Source organism: Endozoicomonas arenosclerae (genome assembly GCF_001562015.1).
GTDB classification, from domain to species: domain Bacteria; phylum Pseudomonadota; class Gammaproteobacteria; order Pseudomonadales; family Endozoicomonadaceae; genus Endozoicomonas_A; species Endozoicomonas_A arenosclerae.
Map to the genome: position 1 here is coordinate 1 of NZ_LASA01000061.1, position 19,137 is coordinate 19,137.

A 19,137-nucleotide genomic window follows, 5' to 3' on the forward strand; every position below is an offset into this window, starting at 1 on the left:
AAACCATCATGGCAGGATGCCAGCCTTTTGATCCTGTGCCTCGATAAGAATTGATCAGTGGAGACAGGTCGAGCTGGTCAACAACATCCACCACAAAGCGAGCCATATGACCTTCTGGAAGATAATCCTGGATGCTGGCAGGGAAAAGGTCGGGAGTGTTTCGGTCGACCGGTTTGAACTTCCACTTATTCATAGTGCTTTGAGTGTTACTGGTACTGGAATCAGGATTTTACCTGTTTTGCTGGTTAAGTCCGACAGGCTCCTAGAGCGAGACTTCTCACTCTTGGAGCTTCAAGCAATGGCTTTTGATCGGAATTTACCTGCTCATAGGGACCTGGAGCAAACAGCAAAACTGTTCATAAAAACACATCATGAGTCACTTCAGAAGATTAATCCTGTTAGATTACATGTTCTTTGTGAAAGTCTTGTTCAGGCTGGTGTTAGTCATATAGCTTGTGACTTACTTCGGAAACAAATCCCTAAAGAAGATATTTGGCCTTCCCCCCTTGTCCAGTGTTACCTTCTTGCATTGGAAAACAGCCACCAACTAGCAACACTGAATACTGTACTATCTGAGATTGATGAAACTTTTTGGGATGAGAATATATACAGAATAGCGGCGAGAAAGTTTGAGCTTGAAAGAAAATTTGATTTAGCTATAGAACAAATGAGTCTAGCTATAGATTTAAGACCTGATTCTTTAGCACTATGGCATTATTCGATATACCTTCATATAAGAAAAGTCGGGAAGGACAATATTAATTCAATCTCAGCTAAAATGGCTGAAATGCCTGAATCTATATTTGAAAAGTCTTCTGATATTGGTTATCAGTTACTTGCCCAGCTTATCTATATTAATGAATTCAAGCGCGCTGAAAAGCACCTTTTAAAATGGTTTGTGCAAAACCCTGAGCAGGAGGCTAAGAGCTTTCTAAATATTGCTTTCTCTGTATCGATACATGGTATAAAGGATCTTCCCTACAGTAAAGAATTACCAGAGATTGGTATATTTAGAGGGGTAAGATACTCATTTGAAGGTCAGAAATGCACTCAGCTCCTAGTGGGCAGTACCCTTAATAAAAACCTGTACTTACTTGAGCACGAATCAGAGCTCGCTAAAAAATTGCTAACTCTAAACCCTCAAGAAGAGTCAGTATTTGGTCTCAGTGATATTACTTTAAATGAAGTAGAGCCGCCATTTTTGACCGCTCATAAGATTGCGCTTGAAGTTTGTCTCAGAGATCGCAGTGAAAAAAATATTATATATGGTTTTACAATCTCAAATGACACAAATCAAGCCATTACTACTATAGAAAATAAAATGAGGCGCCTTTCAGCTGCTGATGATGATTTTTTGGCTGATCATAGTTTTCCACTGTATTTCAAGGGAAAACAGCGTGACGAATTTAACTCAATAAAGTCTGCTCTTCAGCTTCTCACCCATGAAATATCTTTTAAACCGGAGCTGCCTGAGTTTGGTTATGATACTCCTGAAACAGTCATCGTCGACCCCTACTCTATTTCTTACCTTGCTCTAACTGGGCTTTCTCAAGCTCTGTTCAATAAATGCAAGGTCGTAATTACTCATGAAACCCGGGAGTTGGTCCAGATATGGCTTGATCACATCAACAATGATGACTATTTTTCTATTGGACTTCTACCTGAGGGAGGCATACAGAAGATAACAGCGGAAGATATTCGACACCAAACAAGTTTTATACAAGATGCTCTCAAAACCTTCTTGTCAGAAGCTATTTCACTAACTCCAAATACTGTCGACTACCCTGAGATGCCTCTTAAATTTGTCGAATTTCTCGACCTTGGATGCTCCTCTAGCATGTTGCTGTCGATTGCCAATGACATTCCGTGGCTCTGTATTGATCCATTTTTTGCTGGGTTTCATCAACATTCACAAGGGATTTCTGTTAATAGCAAACTATTATTCGCTCAGCTCAGTCAGGAAACTTCTTTTGAGATCAGAAAGAGAGGGATCTACAGCCATGTTTATACAGGACTACCATTTCCTATAACCTATAGTGATACTTATCAGCTTGCTTTATCCAGTGAAGATAGCGATACAATTCTTTTGTCAGAGCTTCTTAAGAAAAGCCCGAATGTTTTTCAGAGCACACCTGAAGCTGTTGAAGTGCTGCATAAAATAGCCGTTATCTCTCTATATCACGGCTTTCGAGATGGCCAATTTAAGGAGGGCTTACGCGCTGATGGTAGCCCTAAAAATAACGGTTTCGTTGAACGAGTGTTTTTCCGTTGCTGTTACAGTGTGATGCAATGCAAAGATGGCTCATCTGCAGAGTTTAAACTAGCTCTTTTTCTCGCCCATGTCCGACATTCTTTCTATGACTTACCTAAGCTAACTGATATCGCATATCATTTGGTAGCTCGATTTATTCTCGGACACTTTTTATCACTAGATGAGATTAATCGCCTTTTACCTAGCCTATGTGAACAGCTAGAGAAAGAAGGTGGTCTTTTACTTAAAGAATCGCTTATGGGGAAGCAAGATAATTCAGATGAGTAGCATAGCAGATATGTCCTCTAATTCAGGAATGAATTGTTTTGTTCATGGAAAGTAATTGCATCTCAGTTATGATTGGTTACACAATCTGCAGTTCCACTCTCTTAGCTACCAGCACGTAGACAACACTAAAGCAGTAGAGAGATCATCTCTCTACTATTCTTTAACTTATCTTTCCCATACTTGGGAGCGTTGAGACCTTCTGTTTCTGTTCATAATTGATTCGATTCTGGACAGTAGTATAAATATCTGAATTGTGTCTAAGCAGTAGTTACTCGTATGCTATTCAGATAAAAGAGAAAATCAATCTCGCAAAAACAGGGTCTTTGAGGGAAAACTTAAGACGCCCAAGTAAAATACACGACTTAACTGTATAGATAGATTTAGCAACTTTCATATGCTTTTTTCCATCAAGGTCACCCTTCGTTGCGCCACTCATCCACTTCTTCATGATAAAACTTCGACAACTGACTTCTGCGATTTCTAATTCGATCAACCCTATCCTGTTTATTGGGATAGTTGACTTCCAACAGTTCCCAAACTTCCTGCTCCATTGAATGGTTGGCTGCTTTGGCTTTTTCGCTTAAGGATCTCAATCAATTCATCGAGCAAATTTCTTATAATCAGGTTTTCCATGACTAGACACCTCCTACTTTGATATAAAATCACAATATAGCTAGCTGAGAAGCATTTTCATTCATAGCTGCTTAATAAGTTGGCAGTCTGATATTCCTTTCAAAGGTCAGGAAGGCCTGATAGCAACTCAGACTTTGGACTGTCTGTCGGAACGGAAAGGAAAAACCAGACAGACAGCCTTATCAAACTTCGTTGCACTAGCACATTGGTCGCATGGGAAACTTTCACTCCTGCTTCAACACAACTCCGGGAGACTGCCTGATCACTCGGCGAATACCCAACCAACCTGAAAAACCAATCAATAATGCGCTGACAACCGGCATGGTGAACCATAACCAGATGGCAGGCTGCCAAGGCAGCTCAAACACCTGAATATTCAGCCACCAGCTGCAGAGTTCCGTACCTACAACAGCTATCAGGCCAGAGAATGCTCCCATGATAAAGAACTCACCCACCTGCATAACCATCAGCTGCTTTCTGCTCCCGCCCAGGGATCGAATTAGCGCACCTTCACGCAGTCGTGTATCCAGGCTGGCTTCTATGGCCGAGGCCAGCACCAGTAATCCAGCTAACAACAACGCCAACAACATAGCTTCTACTGCCAGAATCGACTGCTCCAGCATAATCTGAACCTGACTGATAACAGCATCCATATCCAGCAGACTTATGGTTGGAAACTGGCGAACCAGTTCATTCAGAACCAGTCGTTCCTGCTGGGGCAGATGAAAACTGTTCAGCCAGGTGGCCGGTAAGTTTTTCAGGGAAGCTTCTGGTAGAACCATGTAAAAGTTTGGCTGGAAAGACTCCCATTGAACTTCCCTGATGCTGGTCACTTTGGTATCCACTTCCGTACCTGCAATCATGAAAGTCAGCTCGTCGCCCATCTTCAGTCCAAGATGTTCAACGATAGACATTTCAATGGAAATTTCGCCGGTGTCCCCGGGTTGCCACCATTCACCCTCAACCATTTCATCTTCAGGTGCTGGCTGATCAGACCAGGTCATGTTCAGTTCACGGTTGAGTGAGTTATGACTTCTCTGTTCTTCAGATACCGCCTCTTTGGCAGGCTGTCCGTTGATTTCAACAAGGCGACCCCGAACCATCGGATACAGGGACGTGCCATCAATATCGTTGCTCTCCAGGAAGCTCTGAAAGGGCTTAACTTCGGCAGGCTGAATATTCACAGCAAAATAGTTTGGGGTATTTTCGGGCAGTTGCTGCTGCCAGCGATCCAGCAGGTCGGTTCGGACCAGCAATACCAAAGCCATCGCCATAAACGTCAGAGTAAAGGCAATTAACTGTGCGGATGTTTGCCCCTGCTCTTGCAACAATCGTTTCAACCCCAGTCGCCAGGGCATGGGAACAGGTCTTTCTGACAAACGCCGCTGTACTCGGGCCAGGCCTGCTTTGATAGCCAGTGTGATCAGCAATATAACAGCTGTAACACCCAGAATAATGCCAACCGTCATCAATAACTGCCCTGTGTGATACCAGAGCAGTGCCAGCATAGAGATCAGTGAGAGACCATAAACAGACCATACACCTGCTGCTGCAGGAGTAAGCTCTCTTCTCAACACTCTGAGAGGCGTCACTTCGCGAAGCCTGAGCAGGGGCGCCAGACCAAAGCCAACCAATGTAATGATGCCGGTCAAACCACCCACAATCATTGGCATAGGTCCGGCTTCAGGTAACCACGCAGGCAAGACTCCTGCAAGCAGTTTCACCACCCCGGTCTGAAGCAACCAGCCAATGAGTACGCCAGGAATTGAGACCAGTACCGCAACCCAGAGCAATTCACCGATAAAAATCTGCATAACCTGGTTTTGCTGGGCACCCATACACCTCATCACCGCAATACCATCGAAACGTCGTTCAGCAAAACGACGGCTGGACATGGCAACAGCAATCCCTGCCAGAAGCATGGCGGCAATACTTCCCAAACCCAGAAACTGTTTTAGAAGCAACACAGAGCTGCGAAGATCTTCACGGTTGTCCTCGGCCAGACTCAACTTCTCACTGTCAGAAAGCAGGGGTTCAACGGTATTTCTGAAACCTTTCAGCTGCTCAGGCTCACCAGCAATTAAAGACTTCCAGTAAACCCGGCTCCCTGGCTGAATAATGCCAGTACGATCCAGGTCATCCATGTTAAACATCAGTCGGGGAGAAAGGCTGTAAAAGCCGCTGCCACGATCTGTTTCCAAAGTAATAGCCCGAGCAACCTTAAACTCAGCCTCACCCAGAAGGAGAGAATCCCCAACCTCAACCCCCAGAAGAGGGAACAGTCTGGGCTCAAGCCATACCTCCCCTTTCCCAGGCGTATCCTCCGCTATCTCATCAGCCGCAAACGGCTGTTCCGCCGTTCTCATGTGACCACGAAGGGGGTAATTGCTGGTCACAGCCTTGGCTGAAACCAGCTGCATCTCTTCCTCAGCCATCACAACGGAAGGAAACTCCAGAACAGTCGCCTGCTCAACAGATTCACTGTCTATAGCTTCATTGACTTCTTCTGACAGAGGTCTGGGGCTGCTGATAACCAGATCGGCTCCCATGACCTCAGCCACCTGCCTGCCCAGAGAAAGCTGCAGACGCTCACTGAAAATGGCAATTGAAGTACTGACGCTCACTGCCATCAGCAGCGACAACATTAATAACCACAACTCTCCTGAGCGCCAGTCTCTCAATAAAAAGCGCCATGAAAGCAAAAGACTGTGTGGGCTCCGGAGACTCATTCTGCTTCTCCAGCCCATTCAACATTGTTTTGTGTGGACTTCTCTTCTTCCAGGCGCCCCTGAGTCAGTTTTAATACTCTCTGGCAACGTTGAGCGAGCTGTAAGTCATGTGTCACGAGAACCAATGTCGTTTTCTTTTCTCGGTTCACTTCAAATAACAAATCAATAATGCTCTCACCGGTTTTCTCATCCAGATTCCCGGTCGGTTCATCCGCAAACAGAATATCTGGCTGCCCGGCAAAAGCTCTGGCAATAGCTACCCGTTGCTGTTCTCCCCCTGATAGCTGTTTGGGGTAGTGGGTGAGTCTTTCTGATAAGCCCACTCTCTCAAGCAGGGCTTTTGACTGAGTCTGAGCATTCTGCTTCCCTGCCAACTCAAGCGGCAGCATGACATTTTCAAGTGCCGTCAGATTGGGCAGAAGATGAAATGACTGGAAAACAAAGCCGGTATGATCCGCTCGGACCTTGGCTCTGGCATCTTCATCCAGATGATCAATTCGGTTATCTGCAAGGGCTACTTCTCCGTCGGTAGGCTGGTCAAGACCTGCCAGAATGCCCAACAAAGTCGATTTACCCGATCCTGAAGTACCAATGATGGCAACCGACTCCCCTGACTTGATCTTGAGGTCAAGTCCGGACAAGATGGTGAGCGAACCACTCTGGGCTTTAACTGTTTTACTCAGGGATTTTGCCGAAACGGCAATGGAGGATTCTGTGCCAGTCGTCATACGCAGTCGTCTGCTGATGTTTTCACTTTTATTAATCGAGAATCTTTTTCCATCATCAAAAATGACAAAAAAGAAATTTTTTAGCTCATGGCTTTCTATCCGCTCATGGCTGTTTATCGGATGCCTGGCGTTTAGCTGGAGTGCATCCGCCACTACTGAGAAGACTCTGCTGGTTTATGGCGACAGCCTCAGTGCGGCTTACGGTATTGAAATTAAACAAGGCTGGGTTCATTTATTACAGCAAAAGATGCAACAAACCAACCCTGACTGGAAAGTGGTCAATGTCAGTATCAGTGGTGAAACAACGGCTGGAGGATTAAGCCGGCTCAAAGCTACACTGGATCAACATCAGCCTGACCTGATGCTTCTGGAACTGGGCGCAAACGACGGCCTGCGGGGCACTTCTCTCAAGAGCATGAAGCAGAACCTGGAAGAAATCATTAAGACTGCCCAGGATCGGAAAGTAAAAACGGTGCTGTTTGAAATGCAGATTCCACCTAATTACGGACCGCTTTACACTCGTATATTTACACAAACTTTTCAGGAGCTGGGTAAAACCTACAATTTACCCGTTGTGCCTTTTTTTCTGGATGGCGTGGCAGGCATCAGTGAATTAAATCAGGAAGACGGCATTCATCCTTTGGCAAAAGCCCAGCCCAAAATGCTGGAGAATGTCTGGCCCACTCTTAAACCCCTTTTAAATTGAGCACCAGGAGCCTGTTGGACTAATGACAATTTCGACGGGCTTCCACCCTTAAAGAGGTTTAACCAGCTGTCGTATACGACCGGTCGTGACAGCTTCCAGGAAAGCCTCTCCTAACCGATCACTCTCTTCTATGACCTGTTTCCAGTACTTCACCCGATCATCAAAAGAAAACGTTTTGAAATCGGTTCGATCAGGAATTTTTCCGTAAGGCAGTTTGCTCACAAAACCTTCTGAAGGAGAGAGCAACACCAGCTTTTCACAGTTTTTCCCTGCAGGTTTACGCCATTTCAGGCTCTTATCAAACCAGCCTGGCACCATTCGACTGTAAAAGTGAGGATAAAGTGTCAGGCCTTCTCCCTGATTAAATTCCATATCGAAGTGGTAGTCTGTCACCCCACCATCCCTGTAAACGCCAGCAGGTGCATCGGAAATACCACTGACCCCTTCCATCACCATTGGAATTGAGCCAGAAGCCATAATCGCATCAAGCAGATTATTTTCAGTGAAGGAAACTCTTTCCGTTGGCAGATTGTCCATTCCAAAGAAAGGCGCTTGAGCTCCCGGATGATGAAAAAGCATTCGGGTAAAAAATGCTCCCAGGGTTTTCCTGCTGATCAGATTGCCTGTCGCAGCCAGTCCCAATCCTGCCATTTGTTTCCAGCTCTGATCACTTTTAATGAGCCCTCTGCTTTTAACGGCAATGAGATTAAACTGCATGACATCATTTTCAAGAATCTCATTGATACCGGAGTCGCCCAACATATCCCGTACCAGTAGTCGGCACTTTCGGCTGACTTCCTCGGCATCTGGCTCAGCAGAGTATTCCGTTAACAGATAACCTTGTTCAAATCGATGGTGAGCCTCCAGCGCATTCTTCTGGGCATAGCAGCTGAACCGCCAGGCTCCGGCGGATGTTCCCAAAAGATTCAGTGGCTGTTGCCGGTCTTTGAAATATTCTCCTATCAGAGACTTATCCAGACCTGAAAGCACAAACCACTTAGGTCCACCAGAAGCCCCCAGCATGACCTCTACACTGGACTGCGGTAAGCCTTCATCACGAATTTTTGCCAGTGCTTCTGAACCAGCCCTGACCTCAATAAGATCGCTCATTACCGTGTATTTATCTCTTGTCGACTACAGCCATTATTATTGCTGTAGGTGCTCTGACAACTGCTGACGTATTTCTTCAGGGATAGGAGCAGCCTTCTCCGCTTCATAATCATAATGGATCAGAACCGCTTTACCCCGGGCAGCCAGGGTATCTTTCTGCCAGGCCTCATGATGGATATACATGGAAGAATTACCCACCTTTTCCAGGCAGGTTCGTATTTCTACATCCGCACCGTACTTTAACTGTGCGGTGAACTCCACTTCAATTCTGGCAATGATCAGCCGCCAGGTTTGCGTATCAAGCTCCGGTGAGAAAAGCCGGAAAATAGGCTCTCTTGCCTGCTCAAACCATACGGGCAGCACGGTATTATTAATATGCCCCAGGGCATCGGTCTCACAAAAACGGGGAGAGATTTTATGCAGGTACATCGATACTCTTCTTTATTTTTTGGCTATCGGCATTATTGTTTACGCAGCTTCCTATGATGCCTGCATGCAACAAAGATGCAAACGATCGTTTCAATTTGTGTCTAGCCCGGATATTTCATAAGCTGCCCTGAGCATCGCGCTGGACTTTGTGGCTCTAAGGAATTTTACGAAGGAGCGCCGTACCGGGGAGTACGGTCGACTGAGTAAAACTTTCTTAGAGCCGCAAAGGACAAGCGAGGCCAGGAGCATGTTTATGAAATATCCGGGCTAGGAAATATTCAGGGCAGAACGATTCCAGGGGCCCATTTCAGCCACTCAGGCTTTGGCTTATCCGCCAATTCGAAAGACGTTTCCGCTGCAGCGGGTTCTGCCTGCTCAGGGGTGGCGAATGCAATCCCCCCTGCCAACAAAGCTTCAAGCGACTCAGTACGAATCTTGGCACCACTGAATAAACCAAAGTTGATATCCACACCACTGGCATTCCAGAAACGACTCTTTTCTGTGACCAGTGAAGCGTAGTGATCTTCGATATTCAGGAAGATAATGACTTTATCTGCAGGACTTCCCAGCCTGAATCCCGTGACGGTTCCCACGGGAATTTCACGGTAATAAACCGGATTCCCGGGCTTTATTGATCCCAACTGTGAACTGATCAATTGAATGCGTAATCCGCTGGAACGAGGCTGGTCATCCGGGGCCCGACTGTCCGCAACAAATGTTTCCTGCTCAGTAACTCTTGCAGACGCAGAAGGTGAAACCCCGATATAAAGACCCGTCAATAAAGTTTCCAGGTGAGCGGTATTGGTAAGGCCTAATTTTGGTTTAACCAGCCAGAAGCGAGAACCTGAACGTGCCAACCAGCCTGCATTTTCTTTCAACAAAACTTTGGCCTGGATAGACTTTTTATCCTTATCCAGATTCAGCTCAGTGACCCTTCCCATTTCCAAACCTTTGTACTTCATTCGTGTACCCACCTGAAGCCCGTCAGCGGATTCAAACTGGATATCAATCACTTTTCCGGTTTCACTGGCCCGGGTGATGTCATCGTATAAAACGAAACGGGTTTTATTACTGACCCTAGCGGCATTGAGGTCCGGTGTTTTAAACGCTATACCGCCAGAAAGCATGGAATTCAGGGTACCCGCTCTTACTTTGAAGCCCTGCAAACCGCCTTCAAGCGTCACCCCACTGATATTCCAGAAAACCGTACTCTTATTCACAAGGTGTTGATATTTAGGTGAGATCAGAACTTTGATCACCACCCCTTCATTACTCAGTGTGTAGGATTCCACCTCACCCACTGGCAGTTTTCTGTATAGGACAGGGCTACCCTGACTCAAACCTTCAAGAGCATCAGCTCTGAGCTCGAGATGCAAACCTGGAGAAGAAGGCGAAGCAGGAGGTTTTTGACCTAATCCGGCAAACTGGGTAGCCGGTTCAGCCTTTTTCATATCAACCTGACTGACATCCATAGCGATATAACGTCCACCCAGAAGCGTCTCAAGCCCGGTAATGCCTTTCAGGTTTATTTGTGGTGCCACCACCCAGAATCGAGCCCCTTTCACAAGAATGGGTTTGGCTTCGGGGCGTATAACCGCCTCTGCAACAATGGCAGTGTAATCGTCATTAAACGACGTATCCTTGATAACCCCGACCTCCATACCATGAAACAGTATTTTTGATTTCTCCTGCCCGAGGGCCACATCCATAGGGAACTCAATGGAAATACTGATGCCAGCTTCCGCTGCATCGTAATCGGTGTATAAGGAAAATCGGCTGCCATCCGTTGCCTCAGGCTCTTCCTCTTCCCATTCCGGGGTATAGAGTGCAACACCACCCTGGATCATGGATATCAGAGACTGGGTACGAACTTTGAGATTGGTCAGGCTGCCAGAAATATCAACCCCTCCAGCATTCCAGAAGCGGGTATTCTTTCTTACCAGATGACTGAATGCAGGCTTGATATAAACATGAATGTCTACCCTCTGGTCGTCAGGGGAGAGAGAGTAGCGGGTGACTTCCCCGATTTTTAATCGACGATAGTAAACCGGGCTTCCTTCCTGAACAGATGATAACTCGTCGGCCTGAAGAACCAGACTGAGACCACCCTCTTCAATACCCGGTGCCGGAGGTGCTTTTAATGCAGAGAACGATAGCTTCTTTTCACCCTTTTCTGAGGGTTTGAAGGCAATGTAATTACCCGAGACCAATGTATCCAGACCGGAAACACCCGCTACGGAGAGTTGTGGCTGAACCAGCCAGAATTGACTGTATTCCCGAAGGTATTCCTCCATCTGACGATCCATTTCCAGCTCAACATCCACACCTTCCAGATTCTCAGTCATGGTCATACGGGCGACTTTACCAATAGCCAGCCCGTTGTACCGGACCTCAGTCTTGCCCACTTTCATGCCTTTGGCACTGTCGAAATGCACATGAACTTCAAGACCGTTTTGATAAAGTGTCCGCCAGATCAGAAAGATAACAATCATCAGGGCAATAAAAGGCAACAGCCAGATAGCCGGAATCCGACGACGCTCTTTCAGAGCAGCTTTTGCGGCCAACTTTTCATCGCTCACGGTTGCGCCCCTTTTCCATTACAAGCCCACTTTTAATCCCACCATCAGGTCTCGGATTTTTTCTCTCTTCTTCGATCCCAAAGCAGTCTGGGATCAAAACTCATGGCAGCCCACATAGTCAGAATCACCACAGCTGCAAAAGCAAAGGAGGCCGGGCCTGCCGTGACGGTGCCCAATTGTCCAAACTGAACCAGAGCTACCAGAATGGAAATAATAAAAATATCCAGCATGGACCACCGGCCAATCCAGACAATCAGACGATAGAGTGAAGTCTGGCGATTAGGTCTCATGGCACCAAAATGCACACAAATCAGCAGCCACGTCATGCCCAGCAACTTTAGCAATGGCACCAGAATGCTTGCTGTGAAGACCAGTAAAGCAATAGGCAACATACCTTGATGAATCAACTCGATCACACCCGACATAATGGTATCCGGCCTGCCTCGATCAAACCGGCTCACTGTCATTATCGGCAGCAGATTAGCGGGAATGTAGAGAAATGCCGCTGTCAGAGTCAGAGCCCAACAGCGGGAAAGGCTGTCTTTCTTGCGAAAGCGGACATGACTGCCACAACGAGGACACTTTGAATCTTCCACTGTGCACAACCGGTGGCAGTCCAGACAAAGCTTTATTCCCAGATCAGCGCCGCTGTTAACAGGTGCGGGATTGCCAGAGTCCGGTTCTGTCACTTGGTCTCTCCCAGCATGTTCCATACTTCATGTTCATTGAGATTCAGGCTGATCAACAGTTCACAGACCATCAACCCGGCAAAACAATACAAGCCAGTACCTACCTGGACACTCGCCATATCAGCCAGCTTGATAACGGCAACCAACGCCCCCAGAAAATAAATTTCCAGCATGCCCCATTCCTGCAGGTGAGCGTATATCCTGAGCAACTTTCTGGATAACCTTCGTCCCCATCCTCTGAAAGCCGAAGCAATGACCTGGAGCAGAATCAGCAGCCGTAGCAATGGAATCAAAATGGCAGATAGCAGAATCAACAATGCAATCACGCCATAGTCTTCCTGATAGAGCGCTACAACTCCCCCAAAGATAGTGCTCTGCTGCTGGTTTCCCAGAATATCCATAGACAGGACCGGATAATAATTTGCAGGAAAGAACAGGATGAGACCGGTGACCACCAGAGCCAGGCAGCGCATGACTCCCGCCGGGCGATGGGACTCCAGTACACAGCCGCAACGAGGACAGGCTGCCTGCTTTCGATACTCAGGGTCATGATCAAAAACAGGCATTTCGACCATCAGGTCGCAGTCCGGACAAAGCCTGAGTCCAGAATGATAAATAGTTTCTTTTTTAACCATATAGGTATTTCTGGGGAAGAAACTGAACAAAATCTGCCATATAATCGACCAATGAATATTAGCTGTTCTGATTGCCTTGTCTCTTTATCGGCAGCACGGACCAGTACTACGCCCTGCATTAATCCCCTTGGAGACAGTCAAAAGGCTGCCGGGGCGTTAAACAGACACGCATGATTCAAAGAGGTTTAGGTATGCTTCCCGTTGAGCGTCGAGAGCACATTCTGTCTTACGTTGAAGAAAAGGGCTGTGCCAACATCGAAGAGATGGCGGAGAAATTCGATGTTTCCCAGATGACGATTCGTCGCGATATACGCACTCTGGAGCAGGAAGACAAACTGCGCGTGACTTATGGCGGTGCGGTATCCAAGAGCTTCCTGATGGAAGACATTCCCTATGAAAAGAAAAACGCCGTTAATATTGAAGAGAAAAAATCCATTGCTTACGAAGCCCTGAAATTTGTTAAGGAAGGGCAAATCGTACTACTGGACGCAGGTACCAGTACAATGGCTCTGGCCAAGCTGCTGATGCGTATGAAGGTCACCATCATCACACCTGACCTGAAAATCGCCCTGCAGCTGTCCGACTCTTCAACAGCCAAGGTTTACACCACAGGCGGTCTGGTAAGTGCTATCACCAAGGCACACTGCGATACTACAGCCCTGTCTTTCCTGGACAGTATTAATGCTGATATTGCTTTCCTGGCTACCAACAGCTGGAGCCTGGTTCACGGTGTTACAACTGCTTCAACAGATCATTACTACATTCGTCGCAAGATGCTCGATCGTGCTAACCGTAGCGTTCTCCTGGCGGACTCCAGCAAGTTTGGTGCTTCCAGCATGAAAACCATTTGCCAGCTGGACGAACTGGACACCATCATCACCGACAGCCGTTTTGACGATGAGAACCTGAATGCCATCAGAGAAGCTGGCGGCAATATCATTCGTTCCTGATAACAGATGCATGCCATCATACGTTGTTCGCTATGATGGCATGTCTGCTTCAGAGCCTATGAACTAAAATCACAGCTGTGACCTGGAACCTGTTCAGCCAAATAGCTGTGAACAATGAAACCCCTGATCTGCATTCCCATGGGCGATCCTGCCGGCATCGGCCCTGAAATTATTGTCAAAGCGCTTTCTACCTTCGACTTTTCCAATACCTGTCGACTGCTCGTGGTGGGTTATGGTGACATCATTCAGCAGGCCAATGCTTGTTGTCATACTCCCCTTAATATTCAACTCATTCGCGCTGTCACAGATCTCAAACCACAGCCAGATATCATCAATATTCTTGAGCCAGAATATCAGCAACAGACTTTTGAACCGGGTACAGTTTCAGTAGCAGCAGGAACAATGGCTTACCATTGCATTCACCACTCAGTAAAACTGGCTATGGCTAAACAGGTTGATGCTCTGGTAACACCGCCAATTAACAAGATGTCTCTGAACGCAGCAGGCATCAAACAGGCAGGGCATACTGAAATTCTGGCGGAACTGACTGATACAAAAGATCCTCTCACCCTGTTTCAGGTGGCTAACCTCAAAGTGTTTTTCCTTTCACGACATCTGTCTCTTAGATCTGCATGCGATTATGTCACCACAAACAATGTCATCCAGTGTGCCAAAAAAGCCATTAATTCACTGAAAGCTTTGAGAGTGGAGGCGCCTCACCTCGCTATAGCGGGACTCAATCCACATTGCGGTGATAATGGCCTTTTTGGATCTGAGGAAAATAAAGAAATTGAGCCTGCTGTCCATCAGCTTCAGGCAATGGGAATGAACGTATCAGGCCCCCTTCCTGCGGACTCGGTGTTCTATCAGGCATTAAACGGAAAGTTTGACGCAGTACTGTCGCTCTATCACGATCAAGGCCACATCGCGACAAAAATGGTGGATTTCCATAGAACCATTTCTATTACCTGTGGCCTTCCTTTTCTGAGAACTTCCGTCGATCATGGCACCGCTTACGATATTGCTGGAAAAGGGATAGCTTCTGCCATAAGTATGATTGAAGCTATTAAAGTAGCTACCAGCTATCTGCCAAAAATGAACTGACTACTCCAACACTCACTGAGACTCAGGACTGACCGGATCCAGCACTTGCCATTGCTCAGACAGTATCATTCGCTCCGGATCCAGTTGCCTTCTGACTTTTATGAAGTTCTCAATGTTAGCCCGATATTGCTCCCTCAAAATTTCATCGCTGACATAAGCCTCTTTGAGAATATGCACTTTCACACCAAGCTCATGAGCCTGTTTACTCAACTCCCTGAAATAGGCTTTTGCCATATCGGACCTTTTAGTGTCACTGCTTTTAGCCGCTACAGTAATTTGATATATCTGAAGGTCATCTTGAGTGATTGGAGACATGAGCATTTTGCTTTTGGGTACCGGAGTAACGTCCTGCAGAAGAATATAGGGATACACATAATACAAGTAATCAGGTTCATCCAGTAAAGAACCTGCCATAACCATAAACTCTTCCAACTTGTCATTGGGCACTACCCAAGCCTGGTGAGCTGTTGAGAATGGCTGAGTGGCATCCCCCCCATGAGCGGTCCAATAGCCATTATGGTAAAAGGTATAGTCATAGAGAGGGTTGGTATAGAGTGCCCCCTCAAAAAAGAACATTGATATAATATAGTCAGGAATACCCGTCCATGTCAGCATATGACCCAGATATATAAGCCACCCTTTCATCCAGTTATTGCCATCATAAAGGGGCATGCCCCAGGTATCATTAAACCTTTCATCCTTATAAACTGGAATTTTCTTACATCCTCTCCTGTAAGGGTTGCCACAAAACTGCTTAAGTTTCTTGATTCTTCCTGTTTTTGAACCAATGGTAACCCCATAGGGGCGTCCCATATTGCCAATAACAAGACTATAAAGACCCTGATCGAATTCTTTTTCGGTTCGATTCTGCACTACCCGATCCAAATGACGCTCAACAAATGTTTTTACAGAGCGAGTCACATCCAACACTTCGGTGTGGACAACATCCCTTTCGTCATAGGGCTGCAGTTCTATGGTCACTGTTTCAATCAGAGCAGCAGCCCCCATAGCACCGGGAATTGCATAGAAACAATCTTTTGCAAAAGTGCCTTCCAGGGCATCCTTTGAGCATTCGATTCTGATGTCTTCACTTTCAGAGCCCGGAATCAGAATGGTAAAAGACCGGACATGCCCAGAGACATAGTCCCCGTTTATGTCAGAAGTTCTTGAGAAAGTGTTACTCGACAAAGCCCCACCAATAGTGATCTGATCCGCACTGGGCGTGTCGAAGGGAATTGTTTTCTGTTTAGTGGCTGCGTATGTGGCTTCATGAATTTCTTGCCAGGTCATACCGGCTCCAACAGTCACCACTACAGGATCCCCCCTTTGAACCAACTCAAAATATTTCAGGTTTCGGGTATCAATCAGGATTCTTTCTCTGCCCAGAGATTCTTCAGTGGGCAATGCCTGAGTACCAAAGGACATACCTGTAGCGGTGAAGGTCAAACTGAATTGTTTATTTTTGAGACTCTTATCAGACCAGAGCTGATGAAGGAGACACTTATAGTGACCGGGCTGGGTAGGCAAGTAGCCTTTTTCAGCATGCGTTACAGACAATGAGCTGTAGGAAGCTTTTGGTATTCGATAACTGTTTTCTGACATGGCCCATTCACTGAGCGGCAGATCAGTACAATTTTCAGGTGGCAAAGCATGACTCTTTACAGCCAGCAGGAGCAAGAACAGATTCCAGTAAACAACCTTAAGCCTTAACAACATATATTCAGCCTGTCTGTTTTATTGCTCATGGCTGCACACCATGAAGAATCTTTTCACCCTGAGTGAGCCACGCCACTCACAGCTTTCAAGCCAGACTGAATAGAGTAGTTAAAAATTGACAGGTTGCTTCAAATTTAATGTTCTCACGCAGAGCCCAGCTCTCCTGCTGTATTAAAAATCGTACTTTAATTTAAGGTAGTAATTATCACTGTAATAGTCCGACTTCTGCACACGGCTATACCCCACCGATAAAGTAAAAGTGTCACTCTTTCGATAATCAAGATTCAGAGTACCTTCCAGACTGTTTCGCTCAGGATCAGCCCCCTGGGTTGTAAACGACTGCGATCCAATAAGATACCTTGATGTCGTTTCCAGCTTCTGTCCTTTCACGTCATGCCAAAACATCAGCTGCAGACTGGGTTCAAGTTGTGCACATCGGTACATCCAACTGCGTTTTAAGAGCAAGCCTGCACCTACTTCCACTCTTTGTATGCTGTTGCTTTCTACTGACTGAGCAAAGCCGGTTTTGCCAACATCCTCTTCCTTATAACTGCCTGAGTGAAGATAGGTATAGTTGAACCCCAGCATGGGTTCAAACGTATACTCTTGCCATTGCAGGGTTTTACCTGAAAGAAGCTGGAAGCCTGCAACCTGGCTGTTATAGGAAGATTCAAGTGGCGTATCAAAAAAGCCGTCGATGTAACGTGTACGATCATGATTTGAATAGCTGATGTTGGCGATAGCATCAACAAACCAGTCTCTGTACAACCAGGAACCATAGAGGCTGAGCTGATAATTGTTTGCCTTGCCTGTGTCATTGGAGTGATGCTTTTGAGTATCTGCTGTCGCAATGGTGATGGCTCCACCATAGGTCCATTGATCCATTTCAGCTTCCAGACCCAGAGTCATGCCACTAAGATCCAGGTTGTAACCAAGAATACGATCATCAGTACTGTTGCGTGTGTCATCCTTATGGGCATCGGATTTCAACAGTTGGAACCAGAACCCCTGGCTTTCAATACTGTCACCAAAACTCATGGATCTGAGCCTGTGGGAAATCTGCAACATTGCCTTTCTTCTGGCAGCATCATCCACTTCCAGAGAGAGGCCTCCGTTAATTCGGCTTTCTCTAGCCAGTTGCAGCAGATTGGCAACCTTCTCTTTGGGAATACTGGCAATTACGTTGTACACAGGCAGCGCTTCATTAACCAATGCCTGATCGGATGAGCCCAGCATATCGACCGCCCTGACTAACAAGCTCGACAAAGCCTCTTCGGAACTCTCTCCACCTCCAGCCTGTTCAATCGTTTCCTCAATCACCGATGGAGGTCTGGCTGTTACCTTTACTTCCAATACGTTATTGGCTCCAGGACTGACTTTTTCTTCCAGAGTGATCAAGGGGCTGGTGTAAATCTGAATATTCTCTTCCGTTTCAGAGGACAACCCTCCATCAACCTGAAGAACTTTGTAGACAGCAGGTGACTGACCATTTAATAAATCGTTATAGGCTTTCCCTGTTGGCAAAATCTGAACCGCTGGGGTGGTACCAAAGTTTGCCTCACCGGTAACGACTACGGGTACTACAGAATCAGCGTTTTCAGGCAGGGAAATAATAATGCGCCCGGAACCGGATTGCTGTATATCCACCTCCAGAGTCTGTTGTGTGGTGGAGTCATTGCCAATCAACAAAGGACCTCTGACAATCAAATCAGGAATGGCCGCACTGGTGCCCTGGGATACATTGCCTTTCAGGACCGGCGCCTCACTGACGGTCTTGCCTGTTTCATAAACAATGATCTGCTCAACACCCAGAACGTTATTAACTTCCCCCCCTCTCAACTCAACGATATCCGCAATATTGGCAGTAGCAGTGCCCACGATGTCACCCACAATTCGACCATCGTGAACCTGAAGAAGAAGCCGATTATTGGCATCGCTGAAATCTATAGCCGTGCCACTGTAGCCTGTAAGTACTCCCGAACTATTGATCCAGGAGAAATCATTCAGTCCACCATTATCCTGAGCCTCAATGGCTTTGTAGCCAGAAATTTTGGCTTGTGGACCAATCTCAATAACGCCGCTACCAGGCTCTCTGAATTTGATTGCCGCTCCATTAGCGGAATAAACCTCACCTTCCAGACGCATAATGCCAAAGGTGACGGTTTGAGGATTATTCGGGTCGGGCTCCTGTCCATTATCAATCAAAATACCATCAGACTGACCGGCACCCTCAATTTTGCCTCGTGGCCCCAACCAGAGCAGAAAGCCTGAATTTTTTCCGACATAGCGAACCACCGATTTGGCGTTGCCACTGGCATCAGGATTAATCACCAGCCCTTCAATCAACAACACGCTTTTGCTGGAAGGGTTTCGAATTTCAATGGCGGTTTCATCTTCAGGCAGAGCAGTAATGACCTGATTCAGTTCTATGGTCTCACTGCTGGTTACCACCAGCTTGGAATAGACAGGCTGAAGCGATAAGCCAATCACGGCCGAAATGGTGGCAGCCAAACCTGATTTTCGGGCACTGATTCGCAAAAACGTACTGCGCTTACCTGTCTGGCTGTCTTTTCTCATTGCCGCTGACTCC

Annotated in this window: 14 protein-coding genes and 1 pseudogene; 4 read left to right on the forward strand and 11 right to left on the reverse strand. The window is 46.6% G+C overall.

The genetic code is table 11. The annotated features are described in order from the left end of the window. A pseudogene (locus tag WG89_RS30240) lies at positions 1–193 on the reverse strand (IS5/IS1182 family transposase); the annotation flags it as partial. A 45-nt stretch (positions 194–238) separates the two neighbouring features. On the opposite strand from WG89_RS30240, the gene WG89_RS08280 reads away from it, so the two are divergent. After that, positions 239–2,539, forward strand: coding sequence for a PIN domain-containing protein (locus WG89_RS08280; RefSeq protein WP_172806748.1), 2,301 nt, complete (start codon positions 239–241; stop codon positions 2,537–2,539). Between the two features lie 413 nt (positions 2,540–2,952). Here WG89_RS08280 and WG89_RS08285 read toward each other — a convergent pair whose 3' ends face one another. From WG89_RS08285 to WG89_RS08295, 3 genes are all read right to left on the reverse strand, one after another. Further along, positions 2,953–3,132 carry a hypothetical protein gene (locus WG89_RS08285; protein ID WP_062264103.1) on the reverse strand — a complete coding sequence of 60 codons (180 nt, stop codon included), beginning with the start codon at positions 3,130–3,132 and terminating at the stop codon, positions 2,953–2,955. A 264-nt stretch (positions 3,133–3,396) separates the two neighbouring features. Then, positions 3,397–5,901 carry an ABC transporter permease gene (locus WG89_RS08290; RefSeq protein ID WP_172806749.1) on the reverse strand — a complete coding sequence of 835 codons (2,505 nt, stop codon included), beginning with the start codon at positions 5,899–5,901 and terminating at the stop codon, positions 3,397–3,399. Next, a complete protein-coding gene (locus WG89_RS08295) occupies positions 5,898–6,629 on the reverse strand; it encodes an ABC transporter ATP-binding protein (RefSeq protein WP_062264109.1) in 732 nt (243 codons plus the stop codon). Before WG89_RS08295 ends, WG89_RS08290 begins: the two co-directional genes overlap by 4 nt. 61 nt (positions 6,630–6,690) lie before the next feature. On the opposite strand from WG89_RS08295, the gene WG89_RS08300 reads away from it, so the two are divergent. Beyond that, positions 6,691–7,335: an arylesterase gene (locus WG89_RS08300; protein WP_172806754.1), complete on the forward strand. Its 645-nt coding sequence runs from the start codon at positions 6,691–6,693 to the stop codon at positions 7,333–7,335. A 48-nt stretch (positions 7,336–7,383) separates the two neighbouring features. Here the strand turns inward: WG89_RS08300 and WG89_RS08305 are convergent, their stop codons facing one another. The 5 genes from WG89_RS08305 to WG89_RS08325 form a co-directional block, all read right to left on the reverse strand. Next, the gene (locus WG89_RS08305) at positions 7,384–8,445 is read right to left on the reverse strand and encodes a hypothetical protein (protein WP_062264112.1); all 1,062 of its coding nucleotides are present in this window, start codon (positions 8,443–8,445) and stop codon (positions 7,384–7,386) included. Between the two features lie 36 nt (positions 8,446–8,481). Next, on the reverse strand, positions 8,482–8,874 hold the full coding sequence (locus WG89_RS08310) for an acyl-CoA thioesterase (RefSeq protein ID WP_062264115.1): 393 nt from the start codon (positions 8,872–8,874) through the stop codon (positions 8,482–8,484). 278 nt (positions 8,875–9,152) lie between these two features. Continuing rightward, a complete protein-coding gene (locus tag WG89_RS08315; RefSeq protein ID WP_062264118.1) occupies positions 9,153–11,453 on the reverse strand; it encodes a PqiB family protein in 2,301 nt (766 codons plus the stop codon). A 44-nt stretch (positions 11,454–11,497) separates the two neighbouring features. After that, positions 11,498–12,142, reverse strand: a complete 645-nt coding sequence (locus WG89_RS08320) for a paraquat-inducible protein A (RefSeq protein WP_062264121.1) — start codon at positions 12,140–12,142, stop codon at positions 11,498–11,500. Beyond that, positions 12,139–12,777, reverse strand: a complete 639-nt coding sequence (locus WG89_RS08325; RefSeq protein ID WP_062264123.1) for a paraquat-inducible protein A — start codon at positions 12,775–12,777, stop codon at positions 12,139–12,141. Before WG89_RS08325 ends, WG89_RS08320 begins: the two co-directional genes overlap by 4 nt. 191 nt (positions 12,778–12,968) lie before the next feature. Here WG89_RS08325 and WG89_RS08330 point away from each other — a divergent pair, with 191 nt between their 5' ends. Continuing rightward, positions 12,969–13,727, forward strand: a complete 759-nt coding sequence (locus WG89_RS08330) for a DeoR/GlpR family DNA-binding transcription regulator (RefSeq protein WP_172806750.1) — start codon at positions 12,969–12,971, stop codon at positions 13,725–13,727. Between the two features lie 114 nt (positions 13,728–13,841). Continuing rightward, on the forward strand, positions 13,842–14,831 hold the full coding sequence (gene pdxA, locus WG89_RS08335; protein WP_062264130.1) for a 4-hydroxythreonine-4-phosphate dehydrogenase PdxA: 990 nt from the start codon (positions 13,842–13,844) through the stop codon (positions 14,829–14,831). Between the two features lie 12 nt (positions 14,832–14,843). On the opposite strand, the gene WG89_RS08340 is transcribed toward pdxA, so the two are convergent. Both WG89_RS08340 and WG89_RS08345 read right to left on the reverse strand, forming a co-directional pair. Then, positions 14,844–16,547, reverse strand: a complete 1,704-nt coding sequence (locus WG89_RS08340; protein ID WP_062264133.1) for an FAD-binding protein — start codon at positions 16,545–16,547, stop codon at positions 14,844–14,846. A gap of 171 nt (positions 16,548–16,718) precedes the next feature. Next, positions 16,719–19,124, reverse strand: a complete 2,406-nt coding sequence (locus WG89_RS08345) for an autotransporter family protein (RefSeq protein ID WP_062264135.1) — start codon at positions 19,122–19,124, stop codon at positions 16,719–16,721. Between the last annotated feature and the right edge of the window lie 13 nt (positions 19,125–19,137).